Source organism: Alkaliphilus pronyensis (assembly GCF_009017275.1).
GTDB classification, from domain to species: Bacteria; Bacillota; Clostridia; order Peptostreptococcales; family Natronincolaceae; genus Alkaliphilus_C; species Alkaliphilus_C pronyensis.
In genome coordinates, this window is record NZ_WBZC01000048.1 from 21,120 (window position 1) to 39,729 (window position 18,610).

Consider the following 18,610-nt stretch of genomic DNA (forward strand, 5'->3'; position numbering starts at 1 on the left):
CGTTTTAATTAGATAAATGATTTAATTTGTATATTATAGGGTGTTAAAAACTATTAAATCTATTATAGGGGTGTAAATTATTTTTTAATAGTGCAAGGTTAATGGTTTTACTTACAAATACTGCTATTCCCACCTTAAGCATATCTAATAATATAAAGGGAGCTGCCCCATATGCAAATGCAAGTCTCCAACTAAGTGAAGATGCAAATTTAAGCTGAGCTACTCCTAAAGAATAAATAAGTACTAGAGAAATAAACATAGAAATAAAGGATGTTAATACACCCTGACTTCTTTCATGAGCTAACCCAATTAAGCCAGCAGCTAATGGAAATGAAAGCAAAAAACCCCCAGTTGGTCCAACTAAAATAGATATACCACCGCTCATGCCTGCAAATACAGGTATTCCTATGGAACCTAACAATAAATAGACAATTTGAGACATAACTGCCAGTTTACTGCCTAATATTGCACCTGATAGACATACAGCAATAATTTGTAATGTAAAGGGTACTGGTGTTGGCAATGGAATTACAATCTGTGAGAAAACTGCAGTTATACCAGAAAAAAAAGCTATAAGAATCATGTTTTTCGTTGAGTTCATACTAGTGCCTCCTTTGGTTAACCTACATACAAAGTATGGTTTACAGTAATAGTTTATATGGACTAGGTGGAAATGTCAACAAAAGATTCCCATTCATCATAAAGCTTTTGTAAGTAGGCTTTAACCTGTTGGGTTTTCAGTTGAACTTCTTTACTTTTTTCAGGGCTTGAATAAATATCTTCCTGACACATTAAGCCCTCCAAATTAGATAACTCCTCCTCCTGCTTCAGAATATCTGCCTCTAATCTTTGTATGTTTTTCTTAATATCCCTTAAACGATTTAATTCTTCCTTTTCTTTACGACGCTCCTCCTTTAGCTTTGTCTTTGTTTTCTCTTCAATAAAGCCTTGGGAACTATTCTCTAATCTTTCATTTTTCTTAAATAAATAGTATTCGTAGTTTCCTAAATATGCTTCTATGCCTTGAGAGTTAAGCTCAATAGTTTTGGTTGATATACGGTTTAGAAAATAACGATCATGGGAAATAACAAGTACAGTACCATCATAATTAATTAATGCCTCCTCTAAAACCTCCTTAGAGACAATATCTAAGTGATTGGTGGGCTCGTCCAAAAGCAAAAAATTAGAATTAGAAAGTATTAGCTTTAGTAGCGAAGCTCTAGCCTTTTCACCACCACTAAGGGTAGAAATAGTCCTGAAAACATCGTCACCATGAAAAAGAAATCTACCTAATAAGGTTCTTACCTCGGTTTCTGTTTTACTGGGATGTTCATCCCATATCTCATCTATAAGGGTTTTGTTCATACTAAGATTTTGCTGCTCCTGGTCATAGTAGCCTATTTCAACACGATGGCCTAAATAAAATTCACCACCATTATAGGGTAGTTCATTTAATAGAATTTTAAATAGAGTAGATTTACCTATACCATTTGGTCCAATAAGGGCAACCCTTTCACCTCGATATATATTAAAGGTAACATTATCAAACAGCTTAACTTCATCAAAGGACTTACAAAGCTCCTTAATGGAAAGTACATTTTCACCACTCTTTATTTCAGCTGTAAAACCTATACTAGCTTTCTTTTTTAATTGCTGAGGCATTTCAATTACATCTACTTTACTTAATTGCTTTTCACGACTTTTTGCACGATTCATCAGCTTTTCAGTACCATGCTGCTTAAGCCTACGAATAATATCCTTTTGCTTATTTATTTCTTGCTGCTGATTCTCATAAGCCCTCATTTGCTGTTCTAAAATAGCTCTTTTCTTTTCCATATACAATGAATAGTTACCTTTATAGCTGGTTACCTGTTGATCTTCTACTTCTAGTATACTTGTTACCAATTGATCTAAAAAGAAGCGGTCGTGGGATATCATAAGAATGGTACCAGAGAAGTCCTTTAAAAAGCCTTCAAGCCACTCTACCGCTTGAATATCCAAATGATTTGATGGCTCATCTAAAAGTAGTATGTCAGGCTTAGATAAGAGAAGCTTCACTAGGGTTAATCGAGTTTTTTCACCACCGCTTAATTGGGCTACAGTTTTATCAAAATCATCATCAGAAAAGCCAAGTCCCTTTAGTACACCCCTTACTTCACTTCTATAACCATATCCATTATTCTTTTCAAAATCCTCCATTAATGAAGCGTATTCATTCATTAAGCTATCTATATTCTTTTTGCTTTCATTATCCTTTGACAATGTAGCAATCTCTAATTCTTTATGTCTAAGGGATTGTTCTAGGTCTATTACGTATTGATATATAGAAAGTGCCTCTTCAAAAATAGTTTTATCCTCATGAAAAACTGCACTTTGCTCAAGGTATCCAATTGTAGTTGATTTAGCGATAAAAAGGTCTCCTGTATCATAGGATATTTGCTTTGTTAGTATTTTTAGGAGAGTTGATTTACCTGCACCATTAACACCTATTAAGCCAACCTTATCGCCTTTGTTTACACTAAAGGTTACATTTTCAAGTATAGTATCAATACCATAGGATTTTGAAATGTTATTGCAGGATAAAATAATCATAAGCTTTCCTCCTAAGATATTAGGTAATATAAACATTTTAACAAAAATTATTACTTCTATAAAGAGATTCAAGTAAATTATGATAATACTTTATGTATAATGTATTATAATTTAAAACCAACAAAATCCCTTAATTGTATTGATTTTTATGTAATTATAACTTAAAATAAAGAAAACTTAATTACACTTATTTCGAAGCTTTACGATGCTTTTCTACCACTGTATAGTTATGCTATTATGTGTAAATTGACATAAGGTGATTTCATTGCTATAATAGTACCTAGCTAAAATAGGAAAAAAATTGAAGGTGGGATAAATACAATAGTCTAAATATGATATAAGACTAATAGAATATAAGTAATTAATATAATATTGTATAGAAATAAACGGGATTGGAGGACAAGATACCCATGAATAGAGATTATGCAGATGTATCAATGGCAGTAATCAGAAGGCTACCAAAGTATCACAGATATTTAAAGGATTTAATGGAGAAGGAGATATATAGAATATCCTCCAGAGAATTAAGTCGTTTGATAGGTTTTACTGCTTCGCAAATTAGACAGGATTTAAATTGCTTTGGAGGTTTTGGACAACAGGGCTATGGATATAATGTTGAAGAGCTATACAATGAAATAGGGAAAATATTAGGGCTACATAAAAACTATACTACTGTTATTATTGGTGCTGGTAATCTAGGACAAGCAATAGCTAATTATCCAAGCTTTATAAAATACGGATTTCAATTATTAGGATTATTTGATGTTAATCCAAAGCTTATGGGAATGAAAATTAGAGATATTAATATTATGGATGTTGATTTACTAGAAGACTTTGTAAGAGAAAACAAAATAGAAATTGGAATAATCTGTACACCAAAGGAAGTTGCTCAAAACATAGCTGATAAGTTGACTAAAGCCAATATAAATGGAATTTGGAATTTTGCACCTGTAGATATTAAAGTTCCTAATAATGTAACAGTTGAAAATGTACATTTAAGTGAAAGCTTGTTTATTCTATCCTATCTACTTAATGAAAAAGAACACTTTAAAAAAAAATAAATGATAGAATAAAAAAGGTGATGGAATGAGAAATTATTATTTACAAATCCATGAGTATATGGAGAGATTAATTCACAGCATTGTACTATTGGATAAACAGGGGATAAAGCATAATGGAGATGTATTTACCTTTGTAGAACTATATATTCTAAAATCCTTTAAAGATCAATCAGAAAGAAGGATATATGAAATTATAAAGGAGCTTGATGTAGACAGAAATACCTTAAGCTCTATTATTAATAGACTGCATATTAGCAACTATTTAACTAAGGAAAAATCAGAATCAGATAAACGAGTACAAGTTCTAAAGCTTACTGAAAAAGGTAAAAAAACCTATGAAGAAATAATAAGTAAAGAAAAAGAAATGCTCTTTTCATTACTTAATGATTTTTCCTTCAATGAAGAAAAGGCAATTTTAAAATTTTTAGTAAAGCTTGATATGTTAAATAAAAAAACCGACAGTAGGTAAGTACTGTCGACTTTATTTTAGAGCAGACTCTGGTATTACAACCTCTGGGCCGTTGTTTACTTCCTCAAACCTTAGCTCTATTTCATAATTTGATGTTTCTCCTTCGGAATCAATGGTTACATTATAGAAAAAGGACTCAATGTAATTAGTATCCTCATCTATAATCATTTGGAAAGTCCCGGTAGCATCTTTTTCTATAGCCTGCATTAAATTAAAAAGAAAGCCAGATCCATTGGTGTTACCTTCTATTACTATCTTATCCTCTTCCATTTTAGCATCCTCCAAATCAACAAAATAATCTGGTGAGAAGCTATCTAAAATATTGGCTAATTCTTTAATACCATCAACAAACTCTTTATCGTCATCATTTATCCAAAAACCAGTAATAGAGTTATACATATATGCAACTTCATCCTTAACATATAGTGATAAGTCTAAGTTCTCCATACCACTTATGTCATTAGACGAAGCCTGCATTTCTTGTAGATTTGAATAGGAAAAGGGTTCCCTATGATAGGTAATTGTAGCAGTAAGCTTACCTCTATCAGTCTCTCCATCAGCATCAATCAAATTAACAGTGGTATTACAAACATAACTATTGGCAGCTTGCATTTTCTCTATAGAGGCCTTTAAAATGTCTTCACTGCTTTCTTGAATCTGATTTTGTTGGCATCCAGTTATAGTAAATAATACTAAAGCAAGTAATAACAATATATGATTATTTTTATGCACCTCGATTTTCCTCCTAGTGTGAAATAAAAAGAGGGTAGAGAATCTACCCCTTTATACATATTCTTACTCAGCTGGTACTGGTGCATCTACTGGACATACGTTAGCACATGCTCCACAGTCGATACATCCATCAGCTTCTATTACGTAAATGCTGTCTCCTGCAGTAATAACATCAACTGGGCACTCTGGCTCACAAGCTCCACAGCTGATACAAGCATCATTAATTACATAGGCCATGGTATATTCCTCCTTATTTTATATTCTAAAATGTGTACAAGAGTATTATACCAATATAAGTAAAAATAAAACATCGTTTTTAGTAATATTTTTTAGAAAAAAGGCCCAATTATAATGATTTTCATTGTATATTAATTTTTTTTCTGTAACAGCACACACTATGATAAAATATTTATATAAAATAATAGGAGGTTACCAAATGGATATTATTGTTTTGGTAGGGTCAAGTGGTACAGGGAAGAGCTATCAAGCAATATCCTTGGCCAGAGATAAAAATATAGAATACATTATAGATGATGGACTATTAATAAAAGGAAATAGAGTATTAGGGGGAACCTCCGCTAAAAGGGAAAAATCAAAAATGGCAGCTGTTAAGAGAGCTCTATTTATTAATCAATCCCATAGAGAAGAAATAAAAGGAATAATCAATAGAGAAAAGCCTGAAAGCATACTAATACTTGGCACCTCCGATAAAATGGTTAAGTCTATAGTAAGAACCTTAGAATTAGGCGAGATATCAGAAAAAATATACATAGAGAGCTATGCTTCAGAGGAGGATATTAAAACTGCTAGAAGATTTCGAACTGGGGAAGGTAAGCATGTTATACCAGTACCTACCTTTGAAATTAAAAAGGACTTTTCAGGATATTTTCTGAATCCCCTTAGGGTATTTCGAAAGCTTGGGTTAAGCGAAACCCAGGAGTACCACGAAAAATCTGTTGTAAGACCAACCTTTAGCTATATGGGTAAATATACCATATCCGATAGGGTTATAAGGGAGCTAATCTTTTTTGTATCCAACAAGGCTATAGGCATTAAAAGAATAAGTAGTATTGATATTAGTACATTCCCACACGGAATAAAAATAGAAATTGATGTTATAGCAGTATATGGCAACCCTATAAAGAGCATAATAGAAGAAGTTCAAAAACAAGTTATATATGAAATTGAAGAAATGACCTCTCTAAATATCCTCGGAGTAAATATTTATGTGAAAAATTTATTTATACCTGAGTAATGTTATTTACAATTTGAGATTTTATATGATATAATGCAAATGAGACTGAAACAAGGAGGGCCATTTGCCCTGCTTTATTACGTTATAGGGTTTTTTTCTTAAAAATTCTGACAAAAGACATAAGCACAATAAAATAGTTCATTATAGAGTTCGGCAGAATGAAAACGTTTTTAAGAAGGCACAGCCTCTTAAATAGTGTACTTAGTACACCAACAGCTTTATATTTTATAAATTATACATAGGAGGGTATCAAAAATGTCTGAAAAAACTTTGAATCCATTTGAAATTGCTCAGCAACAGGTAAAAACAGCCTGTGACCTACTAGGCGCAGACCAAGCGGTGTTTGAAATCTTAAAGAATCCAAAGAGGGTATTAGAGGTTTCTATACCTGTAAAGATGGATGACGGAAGTGTTAAGTCTTTTATTGGCTACAGATCTCAGCATAATGATGCAGTAGGACCATTTAAAGGTGGAGTAAGATTCCATCCAGATGTTACAAGAGATGAGGTAAAGGCCTTATCAACTTGGATGACATTCAAATGTGGTGTTGTAGGTGTTCCATATGGTGGAGGTAAAGGTGGAATCACTGTAGACCCATCCACATTATCTCAAGGGGAATTAGAAAGACTATCCAGAGGTTTTTCAAGAGCTATTTCTCCAATAATTGGAGAAAGAATTGATATTCCTGCTCCTGATGTAAACACAAACGGTCAGGTTATGGCTTGGTTTGTTGACGAATATGAAAAGGCAACTGGAAGATTTGAGCCTGGAGTATATACAGGAAAACCTGTTAGCTTCTATGGTTCATTAGGAAGAACAGAGGCAACTGGCTTTGGTGTGGCTATTATGGCGAGAGATGCTGCTAAGAGAATTGGATTACCATTAGAGGGTGCAACTATTGCAATACAAGGATTCGGTAATGTTGGAAGCTATGCAGCTAAGTATATGGTAGAAATGGGATCTAAAATTGTTGGGGTTTCTGACTCTTCATGCTGTATAATGAATGAAAATGGTCTTGATGTATCTGCACTTATCGAGTATACAGCTAAAAACAAGAAAGTAAAAGGATTCCCAGGAGCAACTAAAGAAGTAGATAGAAATGAAGTTCTGGTAATGGATGTTGATATTTTAATGCCATGTGCACTTGAGAACCAAATTACTTCAAAAAATGTTAATGATATTAAAGCTAAAATTGTTAGTGAAGGTGCAAACGGACCAACAACTCCAGAAGCAGATAAAGTTCTTTTCTCAAAGGATATTATAGTTATCCCAGACATATTAGCCAATGCAGGTGGAGTAACAGTTTCTTACTTTGAATGGGTACAAAACCTAATGAGATATTCATGGACATTTGAAGAGGTTCAAGAAAAGCAAGAGCATTTAATGGTTAAGGCCTTCGATGAAATTTGGGCCTTAAAGGAAGAGCATAAGGTAGATATGAGAACAGCTGGTTACATGATGTCAATCAAGCGAATTGCAGAAGCTATGAAGCTTAGAGGTTGGTACTAATATAAAAATTAAAATAATCGAGCCATAAAGGCTCGATTATTTTTTTTTATTTGATTTTTTATCATTGTTTTTCTCGTGGTTTTCAACTGCTTTCTTTCCAATTTGTTTGCCGAAGGAAACAGATAATCGAAAGGCTATTGGTATTATAGCAATTAATATTCCAAACAAAAAAAGATAAAGCAAAAACTCCATGGAATTATACCTCCTTTTAAATCTACCTATTAGTATACCAATAAATATTACTATATATAATCCTAAGAACAAGCCTTAGACCATTAAAAAGGAGTCCATTTATATAGCAATGGCCCCACTATTGTCTTCCTCTTCCATTTCAATCATTTGCAAAAAAAATGATGCAACCTCTGGGTGAAATTGATGTCCTGACTCTTTACTGATTATAAACAATGCCTTTTCTACATCTATGGCCTTTCTATAGGATCTATCGCTGGTCATGGCATCATAGGCATCGGCTATGGCTAATATGTAAGCCTCAAATGGTACCGAATCTCCCCTTAGGGAATCTGGATAACCCTTGCCGTCGTATCGTTCATGGTGGCTGTAGATCAAAACCCTAACATCCTTCAAAAAATCAACTTCATTTAATATATTAACTCCTATAGCAGGATGATCTTTTATCTTAGATAGCTCATATTCATTTAAGGTATCTCCCTTATTAAGGATAGAATCCTGTATGCCTATTTTACCAATATCATGTAATAGAGCAGCAGTTTTTATTGTAGCAACCTTTTTAGCTGGTAACTTCATATATTCACCAAGCCTTACAGCTAAGTTGGCAACCCTTTTTGAATGTCCATTGGTGTAGGGGTCTTTAGCCTCCACCGCCTTTGTAAAAGCATATACTGTCTCCATATATAAATTTTTCGTTTCTAGGTACATCTTAAAGCTATGACGAGCCAGCATTAAGGGCCCAAAGAATAAAAGCATAATTAAGCTTCCGTAATGGAGATATAAAATACTTATAAAGATACCCAAGGTTGATATGATAAACAAATTTGGAAGTGCCCACTTCATATTACTTATAAACATTTCTTTAAAGGACTGATTATCTAAAATAGAAAAAAGCTTAGTCATAATAGAAGTATTTATCACTAAATGCGCTAATAAAGCTATTAGTAAAGGTATAGTATTAAGGTAAAAGTAAGGGTCAGCTATTTGTGCATTACTAAAATTATAATAAATAACAGAAGCTAGTCCAATTGATAAAAAGCATTGGGCACCATTAAAAAGTGTTTTATATAAAGGGGTATTTAAGATATGACGCTTATCTTCACTAGAAACACTCGCAATACGAAACATTATTCCAACACTAGCACATACAGCAGAGCCTAATGGTCCTAAAATAATCATAGTTGCTAAATCCACGGCATAGCCTACAGATACTGCACCTCCATTGGGTAATGGTACAGCCATAGTTTCTACTAAAAAAGACAAAAATATAAACATAAATAATAGTTTTAATGAGGGAATGGTATAATTCTTAAAAAGAAAAAAACAAAGTATTAATGCAGAAATTATAACAAAACATATATAATATTTTGCCTTCTTAGGTAGCTGATTCATAATGATTCCTCCATTAAATGTAATTTAGATCGACCGATAATAATAAATCTTATAACCAAGAAAACTTAGCAAGAGCACTTAACAAAACGCTTACTACTGCCGTTAAAATTGACATTAAATATAGCCTCCCCATGTGTTCTCCACTGCGACGCTAAAGCAGTAGGCGACTACACTTCGCTGTAATGGGCAAGATAAAATTTGATATTTGGTTAGTCGATCTAAATTACAAAGCTGACAAGGTTAAAGCTAATCACAAACTATATTAATTAACCTTCTATTAACAGCATCGAGGGTTGATTTTACTATTGCAGTTCTTAAATCACCTTTTATGGTGGCAGTACCCACAAGCATTTCTTCATGGGATCCACTAATACAACAGACTGCAACAATGGCTACTTCCTTTTTTCCAATATTAATTATCTCAACATCCTCAGCTGTAAAGAAGCAGTACTCAGAAACCAATTGCTGTATTGCCTTTAGGGTAGCATTTACAATTACCCGATAGGAGTTATTGGTGGTGTTTAAGCTCTCATCAACACCAGTATATACAGTTTCATTTCTTTTTAACTTAACTCCAACCTTTAATTCATTGCCATTAACTGTATAAAAAATCTCGTCAATCTCAATTCTTCTATCGGCCTTTATTTTTTCTAATGCATCAATTTGTGCAATACTAATTTTTTTATGGTCAAAATCTAAGTTGAATTTTGTAAAAATAATTGACTGAATGTCTCTTGATATTTGCTTAGGGTTACGGCTAGTAGTAGCTATAACATGTAGCTCTTCAATATCCTCATTGTCATTGAAAACAATTTTAGTAGAAAGCACACCTGGAATACTATTTAATATACCCTCTACATCATTTACAGTAATTTTTTTAGTCTCCATACCCCAATCCCCTTAAAACTTTTTTAATATAATAATTTATTTATTCTACAGTAATTCTTATTTTCCTTCCTCAAAAAAATAAAAATGTAAAAAATTAGAACAAAAAATTAAGTGGATTTTATAGAATCCTCCATTATACTATATTCAACCCTATAAAACTTCATAGGCTTTAACTTAAAAATTTTTGATGTAATTATAAAGGGAAACTCTTTAATAGTATTGTTATAATTAGCTACTAAGCTATTATAGCTATCAGTTGCTTTTTTAAGAAGCTTATTGACATTATTTATTTGCTGTCTATAATCCTTAAAGACATCACTTCCTCCTATTTCTGGATACAGAGCCTCTAAATTAATTAATGCCTCTATCGAACTAAGCAACTGTTTTTCTATTAAATTAGCTTTGTTTAAATCGGCACTTGCTACGGCAGCTCTAAATCTATTGATGCTTCCAATAGCCTCCTCAAATATTATTGTTTCGTTTTTTGCGAAATCCTTAATAGTATTTATCATATTTATAATACAATCATTTCTTTCTTGAAATAGTATCCTGATATCAAACCATTCCTTGCTGATCTCATTACTGAAATTATGTAGCTGTCTATGCTTTAGCCATAAAAATATTAAAATACTAATTATAATCAAAGGTATAATAATCTTAATAAACATAAAATATCTCCTCCAGATGAAATATTAGTTATTTTATATCACAAATACTGCCAAAAGACAATAATAAAAAAATCCTTAACTCGTTACATTTTCAGATGTAGAATAAAAAATATGTCGAAGAAAGCATCTTGTGGTTTATCATATTAAAAGCTTGTTATATACTAATATTAAAGCTATAGGATGGGAGTTAGATGAAATGACACAAAAACTAGTTCTAATAAAAGGTGCTGGAGATATTGCAACAGCAGTGGCACACAAGCTTTTCAGAAGTGGCTTTAAGATTATAATGACAGATATAGATAAGCCCACCTGTGTTAGAAGATATGTATCCTTTGCCAATTGTATATATGAAGGAGAATGGCAGGTGGAGGGGGTAAAAGCTAAAAAAGCATGTAATATTGAGGAGGCTAACTTAATAATAAGCGAGGGAGCAATTCCTGTAATTCCTGATGCTACCGCCTCCATTAAGAATATAATTAAGCCAGTTGCCCTTATAGATGCAATATTAGCAAAAAAAAATACTGGCACCACTATAAATGATGCACCAATCGTTATTGGCTTAGGTCCAGGCTTTACTGCAGGTATCGATGTAGACATTGTTATTGAAACCAACAGAGGACATAATCTGGGACGAATAATTTATGAGGGCAAAGGTGAGGAATATACGGGAATACCGGGTAAGATAGGAGGCTATACAAGGGAGAGAGTAATTCGATCAGCTACAGAAGGGGTAGTAAAAGCCTATAGAAAAATAGGTGATATAGTAAAAAAAGGAGATATAATAGCATATATTGGGGATAGTGAAATAAGGGCATCTATTGATGGTGTTATTAGAGGTTTAATTCAAACAGGTACATATGTTACTAAAGACTATAAGATAGGGGATATAGACCCAAGAGGTAATATTCAATATGTTTCAACAATATCCGAGAAGGGAAGATGTATAGCAGGTGGAGTTTTAGAGGCCCTCCTACATAACATTTATCTTTACAGCCTCTACTATTAAGCGTAAAATATACCTAAGTTAAAAGTCTTTATTACTAAAGGGATGTGATGGTTATGGATTTTTATAAAAAAAGTGTAGAGCTACATCGTAAGCTAAAGGGTAAAATATCAATAGAATGTAAGTGTCAGGTTAAGGATCGTAATGATTTAAGCTTAGCCTATACTCCAGGGGTTGCAGAGCCTTGTAGAGAGATACATAAAGATACCAATAAGGCTTATGAATTAACCTCAAAAGCTAATCTGGTGGCAGTTGTAACCGATGGCACCTCCGTTTTAGGCTTAGGAGATATTGGTCCAGAGGCTGCTATGCCAGTAATGGAAGGCAAGGCAATTCTATTTAAGACCTTTGCAAATGTAGATGCCTTTCCTATCTGCCTTGCAACAAAGGATACTAATGAGATAGTTCAAGCAGTTAAATGGATGGCACCAACCTTTGGTGGTATTAATTTAGAGGATATATCAGCACCTAGATGCTTTGAAATAGAAGAAAGATTAAAAAAAGAGCTTAATATTCCTGTTTTTCATGATGACCAACATGGAACAGCTATTGTTGTTTTAGCCGCCTTAATAAACGGATTAAAGCTGGTAAACAAGTCCTTTCAAAAGATAAGGGTGGTGATAAATGGTGCAGGCTCTGCTGGTATAGCTATATGTAAATTATTACAATCGGCAGGAGTTAAAGACATTATATTGCTAGGAAGCAAAGGTATTATATATAAAGGGGCCCCCTATAATAATTCCTATCAAGAAAAAATCGCTAATACAACAAACCCTAGAGGAGTAGTTGGTGGGTTGAAGGAAGCTATGAAGGAAAGCGATGTATTTATTGGAGTTTCTGTTCCAAATGTGGTAACTAAGAATATGATAGCATCAATGAGGGAAAAGCCTATTGTATTAGCAATGGCAAACCCTATACCTGAAATAATGCCTAACTTAGCAAAGGAGGCTGGAGCCTTTATTATGGCAACAGGTAGGTCGGATTTTCCAAATCAAGTTAATAATGTACTGGCCTTTCCAGGGGTATTTAGAGGAGCCCTTGATGTGATGGCAAGTGATATAAATGAGGAAATGAAGGTGGCTGCTGCCTATGCAATTGCAGAAATAATAAAGGATGAAGAGCTAAATACAGAGTATATTATACCAGATTCCTTTGACCCTCGAGTGGTAAAGGAGGTTGCTAAGGCTGTAGGAGATGCTGCCATTAATACTGGGGTAGCAAGAATCCCATATAGATAATGGAGTTCTGTTCTTCTCTATATCTACTCATAAAGGTTAGTTTATGGTATTATATATAAAGAGTCATTATATATGAAACTAATGGACAAGCTAGAAGAATGGGTGATTAAAATGAAACATGAATTAATACAAGACAGTAATAAAATCATTTTAAAGAATGTTAAGGACTTTGAGCCTAAAGATATATTCGAGTGTGGACAGTGCTTTAGATGGAAAAAAGAAGATGACGCCAGTTACACAGGTGTTGCATATAACAGGCTATTAAATGTGAAAAAAGTTAATAATGAAATACATTTTAAAAATACTAATTATCAAGATTTTCTAAATATATGGGTTAATTATTTTGATTTAAACACAGATTACTCATTAATTAAAAAAAGACTTAGTAACGAAGATAAAGTTATGGAGAAGGCTACTTCCTTTGGGGATGGAGTTCGAATTTTAAGACAAGAACCATGGGAAACAATTATTTCCTTTATTGTTTCTGCCAATAATAATATTCCAAGAATAATGAAGGCAATTGAACTAATGTGCAGTAGATTTGGAAATGAGGTTGGCATATATAATGGGAAAAAACACTATAGCTTTCCTGAGCCAAAAGTGTTAGCTAATTTAAAACCAGAGGATTTATCTGCCTGCAATATGGGATACAGGGGACCATATATAATTAAAACTGCAAAGCAAATATTGTCTAATCCTAACCAAATTGATTTACTACAAGGTATTAATACAGATATTTGCAGAGAAGGTCTTATGGAGCTTAGTGGGGTAGGTCCAAAGGTTGCTAATTGCATTGCTTTTTTTGCCTTTGGAAAGTTAGATGCCTTTCCCGTCGATGTATGGGTGAAAAGGCTTATGGAGTTTTTCTACTTTAATGAGGAAATGAAGCCTAAGGAAATAGAAGCCTTTGCAAAAAAGCAATATGGCCAGTATGCTGGATATGCACAGCAATATCTGTTTTACTATGGCAGAGAATTAGGAATAGGAAAAGGGGGAGCAAAGGTTGTTGGGTACAATAGTTAACTCGGTTGCAATTATAGTTGGTGGATTAGCAGGTGTGCTATTAAGTAAGGAAATACCAGACAGCTTTAAAACTACAATAATGCAGGGATTGGGGTTAAGCGTTTTTATCATAGGATTAACAGGTGCATTAAAGAGTCAAAATGTTTTACTTGTTATTTCATCAATAGTACTAGGAAGTATAATTGGTGAGGCCTTTGCAATAGAGGACAAGCTTCAAAAAGTAGGGGATTGGCTAGAGGGCAATGTGTCTAAAGGTACAGAAGGGTCAATGGCAAAGGGCTTCGTAACAGCCAGCTTAATCTACTGTGTTGGAGCTATGGCTATCGTAGGTGCTTTAGAAAGTGGGCTTACAGGAAATCATGAAACCTTATATGCAAAATCCTTAATAGATGGGATAACTGCTGTTATATTTGCCTCAACCCTGGGTATTGGCGTTGTGTTTTCTTCTATAGCTGTTTTTGTGTATCAAGGAATTATCACAATTACAGCAGCCTTTATAAAGCCCTTTCTTATTGAAGAAGTAATTAGAGAAATGTCAGCAATAGGTGGGCTTCTAATAATGGGTATAGCAATTAATTTATTGGAAATAAAAAAGATTTCAGTAGGGAATATGCTGCCTGCAGTATTTTTACCTATTTTCTATCCCTTTCTTGAACCAATTGTGCTAAAAATTGTTTCGTTTTTAGAAATACTTATGTAAATTTTAAGTAAATTAGGTGAAGGTAGCGTGTATGATTTAGAAGCTTGAAGCTGTATAATTCTTTACAGACTACCATCTTGAAGACTTTGTCTACAATCTGAGAGATTTGTTTAATACAAATCTTTTTTTTATTCTATTTTGTATTAAAAAACCCAAATCTTTTTCCCTTCTTTAATTTCTTCCTTATGCAAAATGCAATATTATTGTTTTGGATAAAATAATTAACGATAAACATTAAATAATTATTGACAAATATTACGAATGGGTTTATAATTACTATATAAAAATATAGGAGGAAGATATATATGAATTATAAACCCAGCTTTTTAAAGTATAAAAAAATGGCTAAGGTTGTATACTCAATAGTTAGAATTATCTCATGGTTAATAATAATATTAGCAGGGATAAGTTTAATAATGGGGTTAGCAGTTAGATTTTTACCTGATAATTTTAATTTAATTAATACTAGCTCAAAAGGTACATTCGCATTAAGTCCAGATAACATAATTACCTTTCGTATTCCCAACGAAATGATTAGAGGGATTAATCTTAAGCCTCTATACTCTACATTCTTCACTGGAATTTTTGTAGTGCTTACTTTAACGGCTATAGTATTAAGACAACTGCTATACATACTTAATAATGTAGTAAAAGGTAAACCCTTTGATCTAGTAAATGCTAAAAAATTATTTATTATTGGATGCACATTTATTCTAGGTTCATTTGTTATACCCGTAGTAAAGGCTCTATTAATTAATAAGATCATTCATCATCTAAGCTTTGATCATGTAAGCACTACATTTACTATTAGCATAGAATTGCTTTTCACTGGTTTACTAATAATATTACTAAGTGAAGTATTTCATTATGGTGCATACCTACAACAGGAATTTGACTCTACATTATAGTCTTTGCTTTTTAAAACTAAATTAGTAAATAAATAAAATTACTAAAATAATAAATGAATTTTATAAATATTTAGGCGGTGATTAGATGGCAATAATAATTCGACTAGATAGGGTCTTGGCTGATAAAAAAATGCAGCTTAATGAATTAGCTAATAAAGTTGGCATAACTACAGTTAATCTTTCTAATTTGAAAACTGGTAAGGTTAAAGCAATAAGATTTTCTACTCTTAACAGGATTTGTAATGTACTTGAATGTCAACCAGGTGATATTTTAGAGTATATTTACAGTGAAGAAGATGAGTAATTTTTAAACTCCTATATAAAGGAGTTTTTATTTTTAGCTTAGTCAGATAATCAAAGGAGAAAAATCGAGAAAAAATTATAAATATTTAATAAATAATAGAAAATAATTGAAAATAAAAGGTAATTTATGATAATGACATATAATTAAGAAATTTAGTTCAAAATAATCAAAATTAGAGTTTGCTACTACATTTACTTTTATATAACATTATAGATGTGATTAGCACTCGTTAGTGGTGAGTGCTAACAATTAGTTAATAATAATAATTATATAAAATTTAAGGAGGGTTCACTATGAATATCAAACCTTTAGGCGACAGAGTAGTAATTAAAAGACTTGAAGCTGAAGAAAAAACAAAAAGTGGTATTGTTCTACCAGGAAGTGCAAAGGAGCAACCACAAATGGCAGAAGTTATGGCAGTAGGCCCTGGTGGAATGATCGAGGGTAAAGAGGTTGTAATGGAGGTAAAGGTAGGAGATAAAGTAATCTTCTCAAAGTATGCTGGTACAGAAGTTAAGTATGATAATGTAGAATACACAATTTTAAGACAAAATGACATATTAGCGATAGTTGAATAATTAATTACTTAAAATATCAAATATACAAGGAGGGTTTTATATGGCTAAGGAAATTAAGTTTAGTGAACAAGCACGACGTTCTTTAGAAGCAGGTGTAAATAAATTAGCTAACACTGTAAAGGTAACATTAGGACCAAAAGGAAGAAATGTAGTAATAGACAAAAAGTTTGGTTCTCCTTTAATTACAAATGATGGTGTTACTATAGCAAGAGAAATAGAACTTGAGGATGCCTATGAAAACATGGGTGCTCAATTAGTTAAAGAGGTTGCCACAAAAACCAATGATGTAGCAGGTGATGGAACAACAACTGCAACATTATTAGCTCAAGCAATTATTAGAGAAGGATTAAAAAATGTAGCTGCTGGAGCAAACCCAATGATACTTAAGAAGGGTATACATAAAGCAGTAGATGTTGCAGTAGCAGAACTACAAAAAATATCTGTTCCTGTAGAAAACAAAGAAGCAATAGCACAGGTTGGAGCTATATCAGCAAGTGATGAAGAAATTGGTCAGCTTATTGCTAATGCTATGGAAAAAGTAGGTAAAGACGGTGTAATTACAGTAGAAGAATCTAAATCTATGGGTACTACCTTAGAGGTTGTTGAAGGTATGCAGTTTGACAGAGGATATTCTTCTCCATACATGGTGACAGACACAGAAAAAATGGAAGCTGTATTAAATGATCCATATATTTTAATTACTGACAAGAAAATTGCAAATGTACAAGAAATACTGCCTGTTCTTGAGCAAATTGTTCAACAGGGCAAAAAGCTATTAATAATAGCTGAAGATGTTGAAGGTGAAGCTTTAGCAACACTAGTTGTAAATAAATTAAGAGGAACCTTTGAGTGTGTAGCAGTAAAAGCACCAGGCTTCGGAGACAGAAGAAAAGCAATGCTAGAGGACATCGCTATTCTTACTGGTGGTACTGTGATTTCAGAAGAGTTAGGCTATGAATTGAAATCTGCTACAATTGAAATGCTAGGTACAGCAAGAACTGTTAAGGTAGATAAAGAAAACACTACTATAGTAGAAGGTGCTGGAGACCAAAAATCTATTAAGGATAGAGTTGCTCAAATTAAGGCACAAATAGAAGAAACTACATCTGAATTTGATAAGGAAAAACTAATGGAAAGATTAGCAAAGCTTTCTGGTGGAGTAGCTGTTATACAAGTTGGAGCAGCAACAGAAACTGAGCTTAAGGAAAGAAAGCTTAGAATTGAAGATGCACTAAATGCTACAAGAGCAGCTGTAGAGGAAGGAATTGTATCTGGTGGTGGAACTGCTTTAATCAACGTTGCTACAGCAGTTGAAGCATTACTAGAAACAATTGAAGGAGACGAAAAAACAGGAATTAAGATTATAAGAAGAGCGCTTGAAGAACCATTAAGACAAATTGCAGAAAATGCAGGATTAGAGGGTTCTGTAATAGTTGAAAAGATTATGTCTTCTGATAAAGGCTTAGGCTTCGATGCCTTAAATGAAAAATATGTTAATATGATAGAAGCAGGTATAGTTGATCCAACAAAGGTTACAAGATCAGCTTTACAAAATGCAGCATCTGTATCTGCAATGCTTTTAACAACTGAAGCAGCAATTGTTGACATTAAAGAAGAAGAGCCTGCAATGCCTGGTGGAATGGGCGGAATGGGCGGCGGAATGCCGATGATGTAGTTTTAAACAATATAAGAGTATGGTGAATTATTATATTTCACCATACTCTTTTTGCATATTTTTCTCTTGTTTCAAAGGTTGTACATACCTTCCATAGCAATCATAAAAAGTAATTATAAAATAACAGAAAATTTAGAAAAATCATTGCAATTTAACTTAGAAGATGGTATAATCTTTATAAGAGGAAGCTACATTTCCTCCCATGAATCCTTCTCTAATGAAGCAGGGTTGGAAGTTAAGAGTTAAGAGTTAAGAGTTAAGAGTTAAGAGTTAAGAGTTAAGAGTTAAGAGTTAAGAGTTAAGAGTTAAGAGTTAAGAGTTAAGAGTTAAGAGTTAAGAGTTAAGAGTTAAGAGTTAAGAGTTAAGAGTTAAGAGTTAAAAGTTAAGAGTTAAGAGTTAAGAGTTAAGAGTTAAAAGTTAAAAATG

General features: G+C 32.9%; 20 protein-coding genes. 12 read left to right on the forward strand and 8 right to left on the reverse strand.

Annotation, left to right across the window (positions count from 1 at the left end):
* Positions 1-43: 43 nt before the first annotated feature.
* The gene (locus F8154_RS11840) at positions 44-601 is read right to left on the reverse strand and encodes a biotin transporter BioY (protein WP_151861834.1); all 558 of its coding nucleotides are present in this window, start codon (positions 599-601) and stop codon (positions 44-46) included.
* Positions 602-663: 62 nt separating this feature from the next.
* Positions 664-2,592 (reverse strand): ribosomal protection-like ABC-F family protein, encoded by a 1,929-nt coding sequence (gene abc-f, locus F8154_RS11845; RefSeq protein WP_151861835.1) that lies wholly within the window; start codon positions 2,590-2,592, stop codon positions 664-666.
* A gap of 410 nt (positions 2,593-3,002) precedes the next feature.
* On the opposite strand from abc-f, the gene F8154_RS11850 reads away from it, so the two are divergent.
* Positions 3,003-3,653: a redox-sensing transcriptional repressor Rex gene (locus tag F8154_RS11850; protein WP_151861836.1), complete on the forward strand. Its 651-nt coding sequence runs from the start codon at positions 3,003-3,005 to the stop codon at positions 3,651-3,653.
* Positions 3,654-3,678: 25 nt separating this feature from the next.
* Positions 3,679-4,122: a MarR family winged helix-turn-helix transcriptional regulator gene (locus tag F8154_RS11855; RefSeq protein ID WP_151861837.1), complete on the forward strand. Its 444-nt coding sequence runs from the start codon at positions 3,679-3,681 to the stop codon at positions 4,120-4,122.
* A gap of 12 nt (positions 4,123-4,134) precedes the next feature.
* Here the strand turns inward: F8154_RS11855 and F8154_RS11860 are convergent, their stop codons facing one another.
* Positions 4,135-4,854 (reverse strand): DUF6612 family protein, encoded by a 720-nt coding sequence (locus F8154_RS11860; protein ID WP_151861838.1) that lies wholly within the window; start codon positions 4,852-4,854, stop codon positions 4,135-4,137.
* Between the two features lie 63 nt (positions 4,855-4,917).
* Positions 4,918-5,091: a DUF362 domain-containing protein gene (locus tag F8154_RS11865; protein ID WP_151861839.1), complete on the reverse strand. Its 174-nt coding sequence runs from the start codon at positions 5,089-5,091 to the stop codon at positions 4,918-4,920.
* 199 nt (positions 5,092-5,290) lie between these two features.
* Between F8154_RS11865 and F8154_RS11870 the strand changes: the two genes are divergently transcribed.
* Together F8154_RS11870 and F8154_RS11875 are read left to right on the forward strand one after the other, a co-directional pair.
* Complete coding sequence (locus F8154_RS11870) at positions 5,291-6,109, forward strand: Asp23/Gls24 family envelope stress response protein (RefSeq protein WP_151861840.1); 819 nt, start codon at positions 5,291-5,293, stop codon at positions 6,107-6,109.
* Positions 6,110-6,364: 255 nt separating this feature from the next.
* Entirely contained in the window at positions 6,365-7,618 is a 1,254-nt protein-coding gene (locus F8154_RS11875; protein WP_151861841.1) for a Glu/Leu/Phe/Val family dehydrogenase, read from the forward strand.
* A gap of 36 nt (positions 7,619-7,654) precedes the next feature.
* Here F8154_RS11875 and F8154_RS15180 read toward each other — a convergent pair whose 3' ends face one another.
* The 4 genes from F8154_RS15180 to F8154_RS11890 form a co-directional block, all read right to left on the reverse strand.
* A complete protein-coding gene (locus tag F8154_RS15180; protein WP_192930282.1) occupies positions 7,655-7,810 on the reverse strand; it encodes a hypothetical protein in 156 nt (51 codons plus the stop codon).
* Between the two features lie 99 nt (positions 7,811-7,909).
* Entirely contained in the window at positions 7,910-9,199 is a 1,290-nt protein-coding gene (locus F8154_RS11880; RefSeq protein ID WP_151861842.1) for an HD-GYP domain-containing protein, read from the reverse strand.
* A gap of 246 nt (positions 9,200-9,445) precedes the next feature.
* Positions 9,446-10,087 (reverse strand): hypothetical protein, encoded by a 642-nt coding sequence (locus F8154_RS11885; RefSeq protein WP_151861843.1) that lies wholly within the window; start codon positions 10,085-10,087, stop codon positions 9,446-9,448.
* 107 nt (positions 10,088-10,194) lie between these two features.
* Complete coding sequence (locus tag F8154_RS11890) at positions 10,195-10,755, reverse strand: LemA family protein (RefSeq protein ID WP_151861844.1); 561 nt, start codon at positions 10,753-10,755, stop codon at positions 10,195-10,197.
* Positions 10,756-10,951: 196 nt separating this feature from the next.
* On the opposite strand from F8154_RS11890, the gene yqeB reads away from it, so the two are divergent.
* The 8 genes from yqeB to groL all read left to right on the forward strand — a co-directional run bounded on the left by yqeB (position 10,952) and on the right by groL (position 18,184).
* Positions 10,952-11,761 (forward strand): selenium-dependent molybdenum cofactor biosynthesis protein YqeB, encoded by an 810-nt coding sequence (gene yqeB, locus F8154_RS11895; protein ID WP_151861845.1) that lies wholly within the window; start codon positions 10,952-10,954, stop codon positions 11,759-11,761.
* A 47-nt stretch (positions 11,762-11,808) separates the two neighbouring features.
* Positions 11,809-12,996, forward strand: a complete 1,188-nt coding sequence (locus tag F8154_RS11900; protein WP_456298074.1) for an NAD(P)-dependent malic enzyme — start codon at positions 11,809-11,811, stop codon at positions 12,994-12,996.
* A gap of 72 nt (positions 12,997-13,068) precedes the next feature.
* Complete coding sequence (locus F8154_RS11905; RefSeq protein WP_243141241.1) at positions 13,069-14,019, forward strand: DNA-3-methyladenine glycosylase family protein; 951 nt, start codon at positions 13,069-13,071, stop codon at positions 14,017-14,019.
* Positions 14,000-14,719, forward strand: a complete 720-nt coding sequence (locus F8154_RS11910; protein ID WP_151861847.1) for a DUF554 domain-containing protein — start codon at positions 14,000-14,002, stop codon at positions 14,717-14,719. Before F8154_RS11905 ends, F8154_RS11910 begins: the two co-directional genes overlap by 20 nt.
* Before the next feature lie 305 nt (positions 14,720-15,024).
* Positions 15,025-15,627 (forward strand): DUF2975 domain-containing protein, encoded by a 603-nt coding sequence (locus tag F8154_RS11915; RefSeq protein ID WP_151861848.1) that lies wholly within the window; start codon positions 15,025-15,027, stop codon positions 15,625-15,627.
* Positions 15,628-15,712: 85 nt separating this feature from the next.
* On the forward strand, positions 15,713-15,931 hold the full coding sequence (locus F8154_RS11920; protein WP_151861849.1) for a helix-turn-helix domain-containing protein: 219 nt from the start codon (positions 15,713-15,715) through the stop codon (positions 15,929-15,931).
* Positions 15,932-16,224: 293 nt separating this feature from the next.
* The gene (gene groES / locus F8154_RS11925; RefSeq protein ID WP_151861850.1) at positions 16,225-16,509 is read left to right on the forward strand and encodes a co-chaperone GroES; all 285 of its coding nucleotides are present in this window, start codon (positions 16,225-16,227) and stop codon (positions 16,507-16,509) included.
* Between the two features lie 40 nt (positions 16,510-16,549).
* The gene (gene groL / locus F8154_RS11930) at positions 16,550-18,184 is read left to right on the forward strand and encodes a chaperonin GroEL (protein WP_151861851.1); all 1,635 of its coding nucleotides are present in this window, start codon (positions 16,550-16,552) and stop codon (positions 18,182-18,184) included.
* Positions 18,185-18,610: the final 426 nt, after the last annotated feature.